This window comes from Rhodococcus parequi (assembly GCF_046042785.1).
Classification (GTDB): domain Bacteria; phylum Actinomycetota; class Actinomycetes; order Mycobacteriales; family Mycobacteriaceae; genus Prescottella; species Prescottella parequi.
The window spans coordinates 472,878-488,319 of the sequence record NZ_JBDLNV010000001.1 but is presented as its reverse complement, the minus strand read 5'-3'; the positions used below and the strand labels follow the sequence as shown (position 1 = coordinate 488,319).

The 15,442-nt window shown below is 71.4% G+C and carries 18 protein-coding genes; 6 read left to right on the top strand and 12 right to left on the bottom strand.

Annotated elements, in window-relative coordinates:
* The first annotated feature begins 76 nt into the window (after positions 1-76).
* Positions 77-604, top strand: coding sequence for a DUF1697 domain-containing protein (locus ABEU20_RS02355; RefSeq protein WP_420162772.1), 528 nt, complete (start codon positions 77-79; stop codon positions 602-604).
* A complete protein-coding gene (locus ABEU20_RS02350; RefSeq protein ID WP_420162771.1) occupies positions 601-1,851 on the top strand; it encodes an SLC13 family permease in 1,251 nt (416 codons plus the stop codon). Before ABEU20_RS02355 ends, ABEU20_RS02350 begins: the two co-directional genes overlap by 4 nt.
* 1 nt (position 1,852) lies before the next feature.
* Here ABEU20_RS02350 and ABEU20_RS02345 read toward each other — a convergent pair whose 3' ends face one another.
* The gene (locus ABEU20_RS02345; RefSeq protein WP_420162770.1) at positions 1,853-3,235 is read right to left on the bottom strand and encodes a dicarboxylate/amino acid:cation symporter; all 1,383 of its coding nucleotides are present in this window, start codon (positions 3,233-3,235) and stop codon (positions 1,853-1,855) included.
* Between the two features lie 314 nt (positions 3,236-3,549).
* Between ABEU20_RS02345 and ABEU20_RS02340 the strand changes: the two genes are divergently transcribed.
* Positions 3,550-4,005 (top strand): DUF4383 domain-containing protein, encoded by a 456-nt coding sequence (locus ABEU20_RS02340; protein ID WP_420162769.1) that lies wholly within the window; start codon positions 3,550-3,552, stop codon positions 4,003-4,005.
* Here the strand turns inward: ABEU20_RS02340 and ABEU20_RS02335 are convergent.
* From ABEU20_RS02335 to cobC, 4 genes are all read right to left on the bottom strand, one after another.
* Entirely contained in the window at positions 3,983-5,128 is a 1,146-nt protein-coding gene (locus ABEU20_RS02335; protein ID WP_420162768.1) for a bifunctional RNase H/acid phosphatase, read from the bottom strand. The two genes, ABEU20_RS02340 and ABEU20_RS02335, sit on opposite strands and share 23 nt — an antisense overlap.
* Entirely contained in the window at positions 5,125-5,862 is a 738-nt protein-coding gene (locus ABEU20_RS02330) for a zinc ribbon domain-containing protein (RefSeq protein WP_420162767.1), read from the bottom strand. Before ABEU20_RS02330 ends, ABEU20_RS02335 begins: the two co-directional genes overlap by 4 nt.
* A gap of 123 nt (positions 5,863-5,985) precedes the next feature.
* Entirely contained in the window at positions 5,986-7,131 is a 1,146-nt protein-coding gene (locus ABEU20_RS02325) for a Nif3-like dinuclear metal center hexameric protein (RefSeq protein WP_420162766.1), read from the bottom strand.
* Positions 7,128-8,174 carry an Rv2231c family pyridoxal phosphate-dependent protein CobC gene (gene cobC / locus ABEU20_RS02320; RefSeq protein ID WP_420162765.1) on the bottom strand — a complete coding sequence of 349 codons (1,047 nt, stop codon included), beginning with the start codon at positions 8,172-8,174 and terminating at the stop codon, positions 7,128-7,130. Before cobC ends, ABEU20_RS02325 begins: the two co-directional genes overlap by 4 nt.
* 63 nt (positions 8,175-8,237) lie before the next feature.
* On the opposite strand from cobC, the gene ABEU20_RS02315 reads away from it, so the two are divergent.
* From ABEU20_RS02315 to ABEU20_RS02305, 3 genes are read left to right on the top strand one after another with little or no spacing between them, the layout of a single operon-like run.
* Entirely contained in the window at positions 8,238-8,915 is a 678-nt protein-coding gene (locus ABEU20_RS02315; RefSeq protein WP_420162764.1) for an HAD hydrolase-like protein, read from the top strand.
* Positions 8,916-8,922: 7 nt separating this feature from the next.
* On the top strand, positions 8,923-9,378 hold the full coding sequence (locus ABEU20_RS02310; protein ID WP_420163128.1) for a low molecular weight protein-tyrosine-phosphatase: 456 nt from the start codon (positions 8,923-8,925) through the stop codon (positions 9,376-9,378).
* A 29-nt stretch (positions 9,379-9,407) separates the two neighbouring features.
* Positions 9,408-10,379 carry an SURF1 family cytochrome oxidase biogenesis protein gene (locus tag ABEU20_RS02305; protein ID WP_420162763.1) on the top strand — a complete coding sequence of 324 codons (972 nt, stop codon included), beginning with the start codon at positions 9,408-9,410 and terminating at the stop codon, positions 10,377-10,379.
* A 15-nt stretch (positions 10,380-10,394) separates the two neighbouring features.
* Here the strand turns inward: ABEU20_RS02305 and ABEU20_RS02300 are convergent, their stop codons facing one another.
* From ABEU20_RS02300 to ABEU20_RS02270, 7 genes are all read right to left on the bottom strand, one after another.
* Complete coding sequence (locus tag ABEU20_RS02300; protein ID WP_420162762.1) at positions 10,395-10,670, bottom strand: putative quinol monooxygenase; 276 nt, start codon at positions 10,668-10,670, stop codon at positions 10,395-10,397.
* A gap of 67 nt (positions 10,671-10,737) precedes the next feature.
* Positions 10,738-11,721 carry a cobalamin biosynthesis protein gene (locus ABEU20_RS02295; RefSeq protein ID WP_420162761.1) on the bottom strand — a complete coding sequence of 328 codons (984 nt, stop codon included), beginning with the start codon at positions 11,719-11,721 and terminating at the stop codon, positions 10,738-10,740.
* Between the two features lie 46 nt (positions 11,722-11,767).
* The gene (locus ABEU20_RS02290) at positions 11,768-13,333 is read right to left on the bottom strand and encodes a polyamine aminopropyltransferase (protein WP_420162760.1); all 1,566 of its coding nucleotides are present in this window, start codon (positions 13,331-13,333) and stop codon (positions 11,768-11,770) included.
* A complete protein-coding gene (locus tag ABEU20_RS02285) occupies positions 13,330-13,800 on the bottom strand; it encodes a DUF350 domain-containing protein (protein ID WP_420162759.1) in 471 nt (156 codons plus the stop codon). The genes ABEU20_RS02290 and ABEU20_RS02285 overlap by 4 nt, the downstream gene beginning before the upstream one ends.
* A 32-nt stretch (positions 13,801-13,832) precedes the next feature.
* Positions 13,833-14,246, bottom strand: a complete 414-nt coding sequence (locus tag ABEU20_RS02280; protein WP_420162758.1) for a DUF4247 domain-containing protein — start codon at positions 14,244-14,246, stop codon at positions 13,833-13,835.
* Complete coding sequence (locus tag ABEU20_RS02275; protein WP_420162757.1) at positions 14,234-14,737, bottom strand: DUF2617 family protein; 504 nt, start codon at positions 14,735-14,737, stop codon at positions 14,234-14,236. Before ABEU20_RS02275 ends, ABEU20_RS02280 begins: the two co-directional genes overlap by 13 nt.
* Complete coding sequence (locus ABEU20_RS02270) at positions 14,734-15,327, bottom strand: DUF4178 domain-containing protein (RefSeq protein WP_420162756.1); 594 nt, start codon at positions 15,325-15,327, stop codon at positions 14,734-14,736. The genes ABEU20_RS02275 and ABEU20_RS02270 overlap by 4 nt, the downstream gene beginning before the upstream one ends.
* Positions 15,328-15,442 lie beyond the last annotated feature (115 nt).

Sequence of the window (15,442 nt, the reverse complement as noted above, 5' to 3'; positions counted from 1 at the left end):
TCCGCACGACAAGACTACTGGGTGCGGTCGCCGTGTCCGAACCCGCGGTGTCGGTGCACCGCACTATCGTCGCGCCATGACGCGTTACGTGGCACTTCTGCGTGGAATCAACGTCGGCGGCATCAACATCAAGATGGCCGACCTGCGCCAGGTCTTCGTCGACCTCGGGTTCGAGGGGGCGAAGACCGTCCTCGCGTCGGGCAACGTCCTGTTCTCCTCGGACTCGACGGACCCCGCGGGTCTGAAGGCGACCATCGAGGCCGCGCTCCGGAAGACCTTCGGCTACGAGGCCTGGGTGTTCGTCCTCGAGACCGCGGCCCTGTCCCGGATCGTCGAGTCGTATCCGTTCGACCCGGAACGTGAGGGCTGGCACCCGTACGTGATGTTCACGGCGGACACCCCCGTGCTCGACGGACTGCTCGAGGTGAAGGATTCGCTGGACCCCGAGATCGAGCGGATCGAAGCCGGCGACGGCGTCCTGTACTGGGAGGTGGAGCGCGGGATGACGCTGAAGAGCAGTTTCGGCAGGAACACCGGCAAGCCGAAACTCAAGGCGGTCACCACGACCCGCAACCTGCGCACCCTGGTGAAACTCCTGAAGTGAGTGTTCTCCCGATCGCGGCGATCCTGCTCGTGGCCGCGGTGCTGGTCTTCGCGACAGTGCGCCCGCGGGGTCTACCCGAGATCGTCGTGGCCGGACCGGCGGCGGCGGTGGCAGTGGCGATCGGTGTCGTGACGCCGTCGCAGGCGTGGGCCGAGATCACCGCGCTGGCGCCGACGGTCGGGTTCCTCGCGGCGATCCTCGTCCTCGCGCACCTGGCGGACGCGGCGGGCGTCTTCGGCTGGGTGGCCGGGGTCCTCACCCGCGACGGCACGCGCGGCCCCGTGCGCCTGCTCGTGGCGGTGTTCGCGGTCGCGTCGATCACGACCGCCGTGCTCAGCCTCGACGCGACGGTGGTGTTGCTGACCCCGGTGGTGATCCGAGCCGCCCGCACACTGGGCCTCCCCGCTCGGCCGCACGCGTATGCCACCGCACACCTGTCGAATTCGGCGTCGACGTTGCTCCCGGTGTCGAACCTGACGAACCTGATCGCGTTCTCCGCGACCGGGCTGACGTTCGTTCACTTCTCCGCGGTGATGGCGCTGCCGTGGGTGGTGACGATCGCGCTCGAGTGGGTGGTGTTCCGCATCTTCTTCCGCCGCGACCTGGCTGCGGCCGATGCGCCGGACGAGTCCGCCGCCCCGGCACCCGAGGCCCGCCCGGCTCCGGTGTTCGCGCTGTCGGTGTTGGCGGCGACCCTCGTCGGATTCACCGTCGGTGGCCTGGTCGGAGTCGCCCCCGGATGGATTGCTGCGGCGGGCGCGCTGGTGCTGGCCGTGCCCGCACTGCGCGACGGCCGCACCACGCCTCGTCGGATGCTGTTCGCGGCCGACCTGTGGTTCTGCGCGTTCGTGCTCGCGCTCGGCGTCGTGGTGGCCGGCGTCGCATCGGGCCCGATCGGCGACTGGCTCGCCGGCCTGCTGCCCCGGGATGCGAGCCTCGCGGGCATGCTCACCGTCGCGCTGGTCGCCGCCGTCACGGCGAATCTGCTCAACAACCTGCCGGCGACGCTGCTGCTGCTCGCGGTCCTGGGGCCGACGGCGCCGACCGGCCTGGTGCTGGCGCTGCTGATCGGCGTCAACCTCGGCCCCAACCTCACCTACGTCGGATCGCTCGCGACCATGCTGTGGCGCCGCGTCGCGGCGGCCGGTGGATGCCGGCCCGAGCTCGGCACCTTCACCAAGCTCGGGCTGGCCACCACTCCCCTGACGGTCGTCGCGGCGACGACCGTCCTGTGGCTGGTTCTGTGAATCAGCGGGTCGGTTCGAGCGACTCGTCCGCGAACGGGTCACCCTGGCGCGGCGCGTTGTACAGCTCCTCGTCGAGGATGCCCTCCCGCTTGGCGACGATCGTCGGGACCAGAGCCTGTCCCGTGACGTTGAGCGCGGTGCGGCCCATGTCGACGATCGGCTCGACCGCGAGCAGCAGACCGACACCGGCCAGCGGCAGCCCCAGCGTCGACAGCGTCAGCGTCAGCATCACGGTGGCGCCGGTGGTGCCGGCGGTGGCCGCGGAACCGATCACCGAGACCACCACGATCAGCAGGTAGTCGGTGACACTCAGGTCGATGCCGTAGAACTGGGCCACGAAGATGGCCGCGATCGCCGGGTAGACGGCCGCGCAGCCGTCCATCTTGGTGGTGGCGCCGAGCGGCACCGCGAACGACGCGTACTCGCGCGGCACACCGAGGTTGCGTTCGGTGACCCGCTCGGTGAGCGGCAGCGTGCCGATCGAGGACCGCGACACGAAGCCCAACTGGGTGGCGGGCCACACGCCGGAGTAGAAGTTCTTCACCGACAACCCGTGCACGCGGATGATGATCGGATACACGACGAAGAAGACGATGGCCAGACCGATGTAGATGGCGACGGTGAACACGCCGAGCTGACCGATCGCATCCCAGCCGTACGTCGCGACGGCCTTGGCGATCAGCGCCGCGGTACCGATCGGGGCCAGGCGGATGATCCACCACAGCACCTTCTGCACGATCGCGAGCAGCGCGGCGTTGAAGTTCAGGAACGGCTCGGCCTTCTCGCCCACCTTGAGCGCGGCGATGCCGATCGCGATCGCGACGACGAGCAGCTGCAGGACGTTGAAGCTCAGCGACGTGGTCGCGGAGAACCCGGAGGCGGCATCACCGGTGACGGTGGTCTTGGCGCCGAGGCCGAGGAAGTTCTGCGGCACCAGGCCCGTGAGGAACGCCCACCACGACCCACCGCTCTTGGGTGCGGACGCCGCGTCTGCGTCGACGGTGGTGTTGGACCCCGGCTGGGTGATCAGGCCGACGACGATTCCGATCAGCACCGCGATGAACGCGGTGATCGCGAACCACAGCAGCGTCTGCACTGCCAGACGCGCTGCGTTCGCGACGTTGCGCAGGTTCGCGATGGAACTGACGATCGCGGTGAAGATCAGCGGGATGACCGCGACGGTCAGCAGCGCCACGTAGCTCGAGCCGAGCGTCTTGACGGTACCGACGAGCCAGTTCTCGTTCCCGTCGGCGGCGTCGGGCATCGCGCGGGCGATCAGACCGAGCACGACGCCGAGGATCAGGCCCGCGACGATCTGCGGGCCGAAGGAGGTTGCCCACTTGGGCAGAGCGCGCCGGGGCGCGTCGAGGGTGGGGGCCGACATGAGGGCCTTTCGGGTGGAGATGTGGAGACGGCGGCGCACGACGACACGTGCGCGACCGAGGAGGACGCACGACAGGCTCGGAAGAAGGAGCCGATCCGGGACTCGGAGTGGTCGACCGGATGTCAGCAGTGACAGACCGCGCTCGCCTGCAGACAGTTGTCCACGTAGCGGCGACAGGTCAGCAGGGCGTTCACAGCGGTCGAGGCTACGCCTGCTGTCCATCCGTAATCCAATCGGATGCTCACCGGGTGGGAGTCCGGGAAGAATGGGTACCCGAGAGTCGAGCAACAGTGTGCCCACCGGAGGTGGATTCGATGGACGAGCCCGAAGGCCTCGCCCGGACGACGACTCAACTCGCCGCGACCGTCGTCGCGGCTGCCCTACTGGCGATCGGACTGCTCGGTTTCGTTCCGGGCGTCACGTCCGGCGTCGACGACATCGCGTGGGCCGGCCCCGGAACGGGCGCCCGCATGTTGGGGGTGATCGAGGTGTCCGTCCTGCACAACGCCGCGCACATCGTCAGCGGGGTCGTCGGGCTCGCGATGTCGCGCAAGCTGGCCGCCGCCGAGATGTTCCTCATCGCCGCCGGCCTGGTCTCGGTCATGTTGGCGGTGTACGGGCTGGTGATCCGACCCGAGACGGCGTCGAACTTCATGTCGATCGATCACGCCTCGAGCTGGCTCCACCTCGTCGCCGGCATCGTGCTGGTGTTCCTCGGCGTCGCCCTGCCCCGGCACGACGACGGTCCTACAAGTGCGACGTATCGTTGACCAGCCGGACCGACGAACCGCCGTCCGGGTAGAACTCGGCGATGCTGAGCGACGCCAGGTCCAGGTGCAATCGGTAGAGCAGGGACGGCCCGACGTCGAGCGCCAGCTGCAGCAGCGTCTTGATCGGCGTCACGTGCGTCACCACCAGGATGTTCGCCCCCGCGTACGACGCCGTCAGGTCGTCCCGGACCGCCTCGATCCGGGCCCGCACCTCGTCGAAGCTCTCGCCCTCGGGCGGACGCACCGACGTGTCCGACAGCCAGCGGCTGTGCACCTCGGGGTCACGCCGCTGGGCTTCGGCGAACGTGAGCCCCTCCCACTTGCCGAAGTCGGTCTCGGTCAGGCCCTCGTGGACGGTGACCGGTAGACCCAGCGCATCGGCTGCCGCGGACGCGGTCTCCCGGGCGCGGCCGAGCGGCGACGACACCACCGCCGCGATCGCGCCCTTGTCGGCCAGCCGCCGCGCCGCCGACCGCGCCTGTGCGCGCCCGAACTCGGTGAGCGCGGGGTTGCCGCGGCCCGAGTAGCGGCGTTCGACGGACAGTTCGGTCTGACCGTGGCGCAGCAGCAGCATCCGCGTCGGCGCGCCGACCGCACCGGTCCAGCCGGGCGCCGCGGCGGTCTCGGAGGCGGGCTCGGCGGCGGGCACCGGCGCCACCTCGGGTGCGTCGACGAGCGCCGTGTCCGCCACGTCGAACCCGGAGGTGATGGCGTCCTCGCCGTCCATGGCCTCGTTGGCTAGGCGGTCGGCGTGCGAGTTCTCGGCCCGCGGGATCCACGTGTACGTCACCCTCGCGAACCCGCCGGCCACCTCGCGGGCCCGCTGCGCGAGCGGAATCATGTCCGGGTGCTTGACCTTCCAGCGACCCGACATCTGCTCGACGACGAGCTTGGAGTCCATCCGGACGTCCACCTCGTGCGCGCCGAGGTCCCGGGCGGCGGTCAGGCCCGCGATCAGCCCCCGGTACTCGGCGACGTTGTTGGTGGCCACGCCGAGGAACTCACGGCGCTCGGCCAGCACCCGGCCCCGGTCGGCGTCGAACACCACGGCGCCGTAGCCCGCCGGCCCGGGGTTGCCACGCGATCCGCCGTCGGCCTCGACGACGACTCGGCCCGAGGTCACAGACCGGACTCCTTGGTGCGCACCATGATTGCGCTGCACTCGGGGCATCGGACGACAACGTCGGCGGGGGTGGCGGCGATGCGGGCCAGCTCGCCCCGGTCGATCTCGATGCGGCAGGCGCCGCAGCGGCGGGCCTGCAGCAGCGCCGCGCCGACACCGCGCTCGGTGCGCTGCTTCTCGTAGATTGCGAGCAGGTCGTCGGGGAACAGTCCCACCAGGCCGGCGCGGTCGGTGTCGCAGCGTTCCTGCGTCTTGTCGAGGTCGGCGACGGCGTCGTCGCGGCGGCGCTCGGCGTCGATCAGTTCGTCCTCGACCTGGGTCAGGCGGGCGCCCGCGTGGTCGTGATCAGCCTGCGACGCCTCACGGCGCTCCATCACCTCGAGCAGCTCGTCCTCGAGGACGCTCTGCCGGCGCTCCAGGCTGCCGAGTTCGTGCTGCAGCTCGGACAGCTGCTTCGGGGCCAGGGTGCCGCCCTCGAGCAGCTTGCGGTCCCGTGTCTCGCGCTGGCGGACGGCGTCGACCTCACCCTCGAGCTTCTTGATGTCGCGGTCCAGGTCGTCGAGCACGATCTCCACGGCCACGGCCGCATCCTTGCGGGAGAGACGCTCGGCCTCGAGCCGCTCCACTTCCTGCTGCTCGGGCAGGGCGGAGCGACGGTGCGCGAGCCGTGCCAGCTCGGTGTCCACACCGGCGAGCTGGAGAAGCTTGGACTGCACTGAGGGATCGACGTTCACGCGTGGAAGCTCCTGCTGTGTTCTTGTTGGTCACGAGTTCTCGAACGGGCCGAGATCAGGTGTCAACCGTACCCCCGACGACGCGATGCACCGACCACATCGGGCACCCCGCCGCGGCCGGTGTCAGTGGCAGGCGACGGTCCACGGGTCGGTGCGCAGTTCGGTCACCCGCACTCCCCATCCCTCGACGCTCCCGAAGCGCGCGTCGAGCACTCCCTTGGCCTGCGCACACCACGGCTGCTCGCTGGCCCAGTGCGCCACGTCCACGAGGGCCGGGCCGCCCCGGCGCAGGTGCTCGTCGGCCGGGTGGTGCCGCAGGTCGGCGGTGACGTAGACGTCGGCGCCGAGACCGGACACCGTGTCGAGCAGGGAGTCACCCGACCCGCCGCACACCGCGACGGTGCGGACGACGCGATCGGGATCGCCGGCCGCCCGCACACCCCACTCCGTGCGGGGTAGCGCCGCGGCGACCCGCGCGGTGAACTCCCGCAGGGTCTGCGGCTCGGGCAGCTCACCGATGCGGCCCAGTCCCCGGCTCCCGGGGAAGTCCGCCGTCTCGAACACGTCGAACGCCGGTTCCTCGTACGGGTGCGCCGCGCGCAGCGCCGCCAGGATCCGGGCCCGCGCCGTGCGCGGTGCGATCACCTCGACGCGGTCCTCACGCACCGCCTCGACCTCGCCGACCGCGCCGAGCGCCGGGGTCGCGCCCGGCAGCGGCCGGAACTGGCCGTCGCCGGTCACCGTCCAACTGCACTCGCGGTAGTCACCGAGCTCGCCGGCCCCGGCCGCGAACAGCGCCTCGCGCACCCGCGCGGTGTCCGTGGTGGGCACCATCACCACCCACTTGTCGGTGACCGTGTCGGGGATCGGGATCAGCGGGCGGGTCGCGACCAGGCCCAGCGCGCCGGCGAGTGCGTCCGAGACCCCGGGATCGGCCCGGTCGGCGTTGGTGTGCGCGCTGTAGAGCGCACATCCGCCGCGGATCAGCCGGTGCAGCAGCGCGCCCTTCGGGGTGTGCGCGCCGACGGTGTCGACGCCGCGCAGCAGCAGCGGGTGGTGCACCAGCAGCAACTGGGCTCCGGTCGCGAGCGCCTCGTCGACCACCGCGGCGGTGGCGTCGACGGCGACCACCACGGTGCGCACCTCGTCGGCGGGGTCACCGGCCACGAGGCCCACCGAGTCCCACGACTCGGCCAACGCCGGCGGGTATGCCGCCTCGAGGACGCCGATCACGTCCGCCAGGGTCGGGGCAGTCGGGGTGGTGGTCACAGGATCTCCCTCATCGTCACGATCAACTGTTCGGTCATCGCCCGCGGTCGCACCGCGATGCGCAGGAAGTCGGGGCCGAGGCCCGGGAAGGTGTCGCAGCGGCGCGCCGCGACGCCGCGCTCACGCAGATGGCTGCGCATGCGCTCACCGTCCGGCAGGCGCAGCAGCAGGAACGGAGCCGCCGCAGGGGTGTGCACGGCGATCCCCGCGTCCCGTAGCAGCGCCACCGCAGTGTGGCGGTCGGCCGCGATCCGCAGCGCCTTCTCCCCCGCCTCGGCGACGGCGGTGGGCTCGCTGCACGCGGTGATCGCCTCGAGCTGCAGGCTGCCGACCGGCCAGTGCGGGCGTCCGACGCTCAACCGGTCCAGGACGTCGGGGTGGCCGAGGGCGTAGCCGCAGCGCAGTCCGGCCAGTGCCCACGTCTTCGTCAGGCTGCGCAGCACCAGGACGTCGGGCAGGGCGTACCCGGCGACCGATTCCGTCTCCCCCGGCACCGCATCCATGAACGCCTCGTCGACCACCAGGATCCGTCCCGGCCGGCGCAACGCGAGGACGTCGGCGGCGGGGTGCAGCACCGACGTCGGGTTGGTGGGGTTGCCGATCACGACCAGGTCCGCGGACTCGGGCACCGACGAGGGATCGAGCCGGTACGGGGCATCGAGTGTCACGTGCGTGACGGGGACACCGGCCTCGCGCAGTGCCAGTTCGGGCTCCGTGAACGACGGGTGGATCAGCGCCGCCTCGCGCGGTTGCAGCCGCGGCAGCATGGCGAACCCCTCGGCGCCCCCGGCGAGGGGCAGCACCTCCTCGGGGTGGCGCCCGTGCCGGCTCGCGACCTGCTCGCGCGCACGACGGTCCGCCGCCGCGGCCGGGTACCGGCCCAGCCCGGTCAGCGCGTCGGCGAGTCGGCGTCGCAACCACTCCGGCGGGCCGTCACCCTGCACGTTCACCGCGAAGTCGAGCAGTCCGGGGTCGGCCTCGGCGTCGCCGTGGTGCCGCAAGCGCGCGAGCGCGTCCAGCGCCGTCCCCGAACCGAATTCCATAGCCGTCGAGCCTACGGCGCGAGCCGATGAGTGCCGCCGCGGGCGCTCGATCACAATGAACGGGTGACATCGTCCGCTTCGCCCCTCGCCCCTGTCCTGCTGTTCGACCTCGACGGCACCCTCACCGACTCCGCCCTCGGCATCCACAACGGTTTCCGGCACGCGCTCGCCGCGGTCGGTGCGCCCGCCCCCACCGCCGAGATGCTCGGGACGGTGATCGGCCCGCCGCTGATGGACTCGATGCGCGGCATGGGCCTGGACGAGGCGGCCACCGCGGCGGCACTGGCCGCGTACTTCGAACGCTACGACGCCCTCGGGTGGTCGGAGAACGAGGTGTACGACGGGGTCGAGGCGATGCTCGTGGCGGCCCGTGGCACCGGAGCGAGGATGGCGGTCGCGACGTCCAAGACGGAGAAGTTCGCGATCCGGATCCTCGAGCACTTCGGGTTGGCCCACTACTTCGAGGTGATCGGCGGCGCCAGCAGCGACGGATCGCGGCGCGCCAAGGCCGACGTGATCGAGCACGTTCTCGGTGGGCTCGGGCTGCCGGCAACCGTGGGCGGGACCGTCGACGTCGTCATGATCGGCGACCGTGAACACGACGTGCACGGCGCCGGGCACTGGGGCATTCCCACGGTGTTCGTCGAGTGGGGCTACGGGACCCCCGTCGAGGCAGAGAAGGCCCGATGGACGGCGCCGACGGTCGCCGAGCTCGCCCGGATCCTGACCCGGGCGGCGTGACATGGGCATGATTCACGTCACGTTCGTGTGCACCGGAAACATCTGCCGCTCCCCCATGGCGGAACGCATCTTCGCCGAGCACGTGCGCCGCGCGGGACTCGACCACAGGGTCCGCGTCTCGAGTGCGGGCACGCACGGGTACCACGTGGGTGACGGTGCGGACCCGCGCACCGACAAGGTCCTCGAGGCCGCCGGCTACCCCACCGGTCACCGCGCCGCGAGGGTCGACGACGAGCATCTGTCCGCCGACCTGGTGGTTCCGCTCGACTCGGGGCACGACCGGATCCTCGCTCGGCTCGGGGTGCCCGCCGAACGCCGCCGGTTGCTGCGCAGCTTCGATCCCGGTGCCGACGGTGATTCGGTGCCCGACCCGTACTACGGCGACGTCACCGATTTCGAACTCGTCCGCGACCAGATCGAGGCGGCCGTGCCCGGCCTGCTGGACTGGGTGCGGGAGAACTGACCTGCGCGCGAGCCAGTACCGTGGTAGCCGTGCGTAGGCTGACGTTTCTGCTGCGACCCGGCTGGCTGGCATTGGCTGCCGTGGTCGCCGGTTTCGCCTTCATGTGCTTCACCGTGCTGGCCCCGTGGCAGCTCGGCAAGAACACCCGGACCGAGCAGCGCAACGGACTGCTCGAGCAGTCGTTGAACGCGGAGGCGGTGTCGATCGACACGCTGCTCGACGCGGGCGGCCCGGCAGCGGACGACGAGTGGCGCAGGGTCCTCGTGAGCGGAACCTACGTCCCCGACAGCGACCTGCTGGTGCGGCTGCGCTCGGTCGAGGACAAGCCCGCGTTCGAGGTGCTCACGCCGCTCCGGATGACCGACGGCGACACCCTCCTCGTCAACCGCGGCTACGTCCGCCCCGAACAGGGCACGCAGGCCCCGCCGATTCCGGCACCGCCCACCGGCCAGGTGACGGTCGAGGGCCGGATCCGGATGTCGGAGGGCACCGTTCCCGGTAAGGAGCCGATCAACGAGGCCGGCACCCGCCAGGTCTACTACATCGACTCCGGCCAGATCGGCCAATTCATCGGCACCGATCTGGTGAACGGCTACCTGCAGTTGGACGACGCCCAACCGGGAGGCCTCGGCACCATCCCGCTCCCGCAGATCGACGCCGGCCCGTACCTGTCGTACGGCCTGCAATGGCTGGCATTCGGCATCATGGCCCCGCTCGGCCTCGCCTACTTCGTGCGCGCCGAACTGCGGGAGCGCCGCAAAGCCAAGCAGCGGACGGCGGAGACTGCGGTCCCCGGGAGCCCCGACGTGCCCGATGTCGTCGCGCCCGCCCCGACCGTCGCGGCGCCGGCGGCACCGGCCGTGCCCGAGCCGACGGCGTCGGATCCCGACGAGTTCCAGTTGCCGGCCCGCCGCGGACTGCGCCGCAGGAACAAGACCGAGGACGCCCCGATCACGGCGTCGGAGGCCAAGCTCGCCGACCGCTACGGCAAGCACCGCTGACGGAGCGCCTGCCGGTCACGGACGGTCGCACTCGAATTCACCGACGTCGATCGCCAGGATGCGCGCCGCCAGGTCGTCGCCGGGTCCGTCGCCACGGAAGGCGTCGAGGGCGGAGCGCGTCGTCCACATCTCCAGGACGTTGATCCGATCGGGTTCCAGTAGGTCGGCGCCGAGCGAGTACTCGATGCACCCGGGCGCTGATCGGGCCTGCGCCACGACGTCCCGGCACGAGTCCAGGTAGGCCGACCGGTCCTCCGCCGCGACCGTCAGATGCCCCGCCACGATGATCATTGCTGCCTCCTCGCTGCAATCCTGCAGGGAGGGACCTCGACCGCGGCGAGGAATCATCGCAACAGTGTCAGGCGCCCCGCGACCGGCGCCGGCCCAGGATCAGGGCGGCTGCAGCGGCCACCACCGCCGTCCCGGCCTGGACCGCCGACGACAGGCGCGCGGCCCGCTCGAGATCTGCGACGACGGGCGCGGGGCCCGAGCCGAGGGTGGGCCGCAGCTCCACGCCGTGCGCGTACTCGGTCCGGCCACCCAACTGCACGCCCAGCGCACCTGCCGCCGAGGCCTCGGCCACACCGGCATTGGGGCTCGGGTGCGCGGACGCGTCCCGCCGCCACGCCTCCCACGCCGCGCCCGGGGAGCCCCCGACGACCGGGGCCGCGGCAACGGTCAGCGCCCCGGCGAGGCGGGCCGGAGCGAGGTTGACGACGTCGTCCCAGCGCGCTGCCGCCCAGCCGAACCGACCGTACCTGTCGTTGCGGTAGCCGATCATTGCGTCCAGCGTGTTCGACGCCCGGTACGCGAGCAGGCCGGACACCCCCGCCACCGATCCCCAGAACAGGGCGCCGACCGTGGCGTCGGAGGTGTTCTCCGCGACGGATTCCAGGCTGGCGCGGGCCAGCCCGTCGGCGTCGAGGACGCTCGGGTCGCGCCCGCACAGCGACGGCAACAGGGCACGAGCCGACGCCAGGTCACCGGTCTCGAGGTGCCGGGCCATCGTCCGACCGGTGCTCGCGAGCGAGGTGCCGCCGAGGACCGTCCACGTCGCCGCGGCGGTCACCGCCGTCTCCCCCGCCCAGCCGGCCCGCCTGGCGAGACGCTCGGCGAGCACACCGACGGCAGCCGTGGCGCCCACCAGAATTGCGGTGTGGGTGGCCCCCGAGAGTCGGCTGTCCACGTAGGTGCGCTTCTCCAATGCCATTGCCGCGAGACCGAATCCGGCCACCGGGTGCATGCGCCGGGGATCGCCGAAGGCCCGATCGGCGACGTATCCGAGGACGAGTCCGGCCGCGCGGGCAGTGGGCCGGGGACCTCGCCGAATTGAAGAAGACACGACGGTATTTCTATCAATCCGGGCGTCCGGCGGCGTAGCCGGCGCTCTACCGCTCGAACCCGCGACGCATGTCGTCGACGATCCGCGGCCGGTCGAGGGTCGACGGTTCGAGGACGGTCCGTGGACGGTCCAGCGGGAACACCGCGGCGGCGGCGAGGTTCGCGTCGTCGAGGAACCTGCGGGGCGCCGCGGACGGCGAGAGGGCCAGGGCCGGGGGCGGTCCCGCCTGCGCGAGGACGTAGCCCCAGTCGCCGAAACTGGGCACGTACGCGTGGTACGGCGTCACCCCGAGGCCCACCGATTCGACGGTCGACACGGTCCGCCAGTAGGCGTCGGGTGTCGAGTACGGGCTGCCCGACTGCACCACCATCAGCCCCCCGGGATTGAGCGCGGTCCCGACCAGCCCGTAGAACTCGGTGGAGTACAGCCGGCCCAGCGTCGGAGTGTCGGGGTCGGGCAGGTCGACGATCACGGCGTCGAACCCGTCTCCGTCACGTTCCCGCAGCCACCGGAACGCGTCGGCGGTCACGACCTGTACGCGCGCGTCCTCGAGCGCGCCGCCGTTGAGGTCGCGTAGTCGGGTGTTGGCCAGCTCCAGCACCGCGGGGTCCAATTCCACCTGGACGATCTCGCGGACGCCGTCCTGGCGCAGCACCTCTCGCGCGGCCAGTCCGTCTCCGCCGCCGAGAATCAGCACCCGCTGCGGATCGCGTGCGAGCACCGGGTACACCAGCGTCTCGGTGTAGCGATGTTCGTCGCGGCTCGAGAACTGCAGGTCCCCGTCCAGGTACAGGCGGATGTCGCCCGAACGCTCGGTGACCACGATCTCCTGGTATTGCGAACGCTGCGCGTACACCACCGGGTCGGGGTAGAGCCGCTGGCGCGACGTCGTCTCGATGTCCGACGCCCGCACCAGCAGCGCACCGAGGAGGGCCGCGGCGATCAGCAGCGCCAGCATTGCCGCCGCTCGTGCCACCGGCTTGAGGTGTCCGCGCAGCAGGAACAGCGCCGCGACCGCCGCGGCCACCAGATTCACCATGCCGGTGAGCGCGGTGCCGCGGATCAGCCCGGCCGCCGGGAGCAGCAGGAACGGCCACGCCAGGCCGCCGACGAGGGCGCCCGCGTAGTCGGCGGCGTTGAGGTTGGCGAGCACCTTGCCGGTGTCGGCGGCGTCGGTGTCCCGCCCGGTCTGCAGCAGCGTCATGAGCAGGGGCACCTCGGCGCCGACGAGCATCCCGATCGCGGCGGTCGCGAGCACCAGCACCCACGTCGACGACCCCAGGAACGTGAAAGCCACGTACAGCGCGGCGGCGCTCACACCACCCACCAGGCCCAGCACAACCTCGACGGCGACGAACGACGGCGCCGCCCGGGTCAGCAGCGGCTTGGCCGCGAGCGCCCCGAGGCCGAGCGCGGCGACGAATCCGGCCACGATGAGCGAGGTCTCGGTGATCCCGCCGCCGGTCAGGCTCGCCGACAGTGTCAGCAGCGCCAGCTCGTAGACCAGCCCACAGGCCGCGCACGCGGCGACGGCAGCGAGCAGCAGCACCCGCGACCGGCGCCCGAGTGCTGGGGCCGTCGACGACGGCTCCGGCGGAGCGGTCGCCGTCACGACAGGGCGGCGGCGTTGACCAGGCCCACCGAGAACAGGGTCACCGCGACGGCCCACGCCGCCCCGCACATGCGCGGTTCACCCACCAGCGCGACGAGCCGGCCGGGCAGCAGCACGTTCATGATCGACAGCGCGGCCGCCTGCAGCACCACACCGACGACGCCGTAGACCAGCGAATCGGTGAGCCCCTGCGCGAAGCCGTCGGAGCTGGTGACGATCGCGGTGACCACGATGATGGCCAGCGACAGGTGATTGGCACCGAGCAGCAGCGCCGCGTTCGGGTTCTTCTCCACGTACACCTGGTGACGCAGGTTGCCCGGGGTGAGCGCGTCGAGCATCGCGAAGCCCGCCGCCAGGACGGCGACCCCGACCGCGAAGAACGCGAGGGTGGCGAGCACGCCGCCCACCATCGGCAGGAACTCGACGGTTCCGATCTCGGTGGCCGCGGCCAGGTTCGTGACGGTCATGTTCGCGCTCCCGGATTGCTGAGTGATGGTGGTCATTTCGCGCCTCCGGATCCCCCGGAGGTGTTGCCCGCGGCAGGCGATCCGGGCGTGAATCCGGGCCCGAGGTAGACGAAGTGCCCGCCACGGTAGCGGCCGTCGAGGTCCTCGACGGAGATGTTGCTGCCGCCACCCGCGGCGGGGCCGACGGTGACGATGTCGTCGTTGTAGCGCAGGTACTCGTTGCCGCCGTCGGCTTTCCGCGCCGCGGGTTCGTCGTCGTCGACGATCCGGCTCACGGTCGTGCCCACCGGGTCCGGCGACCAGTAGTTGGTGATGTCGCCCTGCGAGCCGCGGTGCTCGAAGCCGGCGGCGAGGTGGTCGCGTACGCTGCTGCCGCCGCAACCCGCCGTCAGCAGGACGACGGCGCCGAGGACCGCGCCGGCCACTGCCCGCCTCACGGTCGCCACCAGCTCTCGGTCGAGACGACGGTTCCGCCGCCGGCGCCGGGATACAGGTGCCACGTAAGCCAATGCCATTGCCCCGCACGCGCCGTCGCGGTGAGCGCGGTCAACGCGTCGCGATCGCCCGGGAACGCCCCGCACACCCAGCCCGTCCCCGACGCCTGCTCACGCAGGGCCGCCGCACGTCGCCGGAACTCGTCCTCCGGCACCCGTTCGGTGCGGGAGACGAACCGATAGCCGTGCCGCTCTTCCACTTCCGGCAGGCGCGTACCACCCGACCGGACGGCCTCGCACGAGACCTGCTCGGTGAGCATCCGCCCGCCCGCCTGGCCGATCACCACGTGGGACGCACCGAGCACGCCCAGTGTCAGCGAGCCGGCGAGGCCGTCCTGCAGGCGCAGGTCCGCGAGCGTCGGCGGCGCGGGGGCGTCCAGTACCAGCCCGAGCGCATCCGCGGCGACATCCGTCGGCTCGACGTCGAGTAGGTGGACGCTCACTGCGCCGGACCGGCGTGGATCACCGTCAGTTCGCTGCGAGTGACGGCACGCCCGGTCGAGACCTCCCACGACGACGTCCGAGCCCAGCGCTCGAACGCGAGCAGGCCGGTCTTGTCCGCGGTCTCGTAGTCGGCGTAGTCCATGGACCCGGTCGGGGCCGTGCCGGTGGTGCCTTCGGCGGTGAAACGCGCGGACCCGGACTCGATCTTCCGGTACACCCGGTCGTCGAGGATGACGTCGCCGCCCGGCTCCAGACCGGTGCCCTCGCGCCGCATCCACAAGGTCATCTCGAGTTCGCCCTCGTCGTCCTCGACGGTGAGCCAGCGGCGGCCGGTGGAGCCGTCGAGCAGGTGCTCACGCCACTGGTAGCCCTCCTCGTCGAGGACGATCGTGCCGCGCACGACGTGGTCGATCCCCGCGTACGTGATGATGTCGCCGACGCCGATCTTGTGCGGGTCGTAGACCTCCGGGTAGTCGGCCAGCGGGTCGACGCGGCGCGGCGCCGACTTGGGTTTCGTGCGCTGGACGACCACGACGATCCCGACGATCAGGACCAGGATCAGTACGACAAGAAGAATCATCACACCCATTCGGACATTTCCCCCATATTCGATGTGTTCCGGGGCACGACCCTACCTGCGCGCCGCGGGCGGCATCCAACCTACGAGTTCGGACAGCCTTCCATTGCTGGTCGGGCGCGCGCGG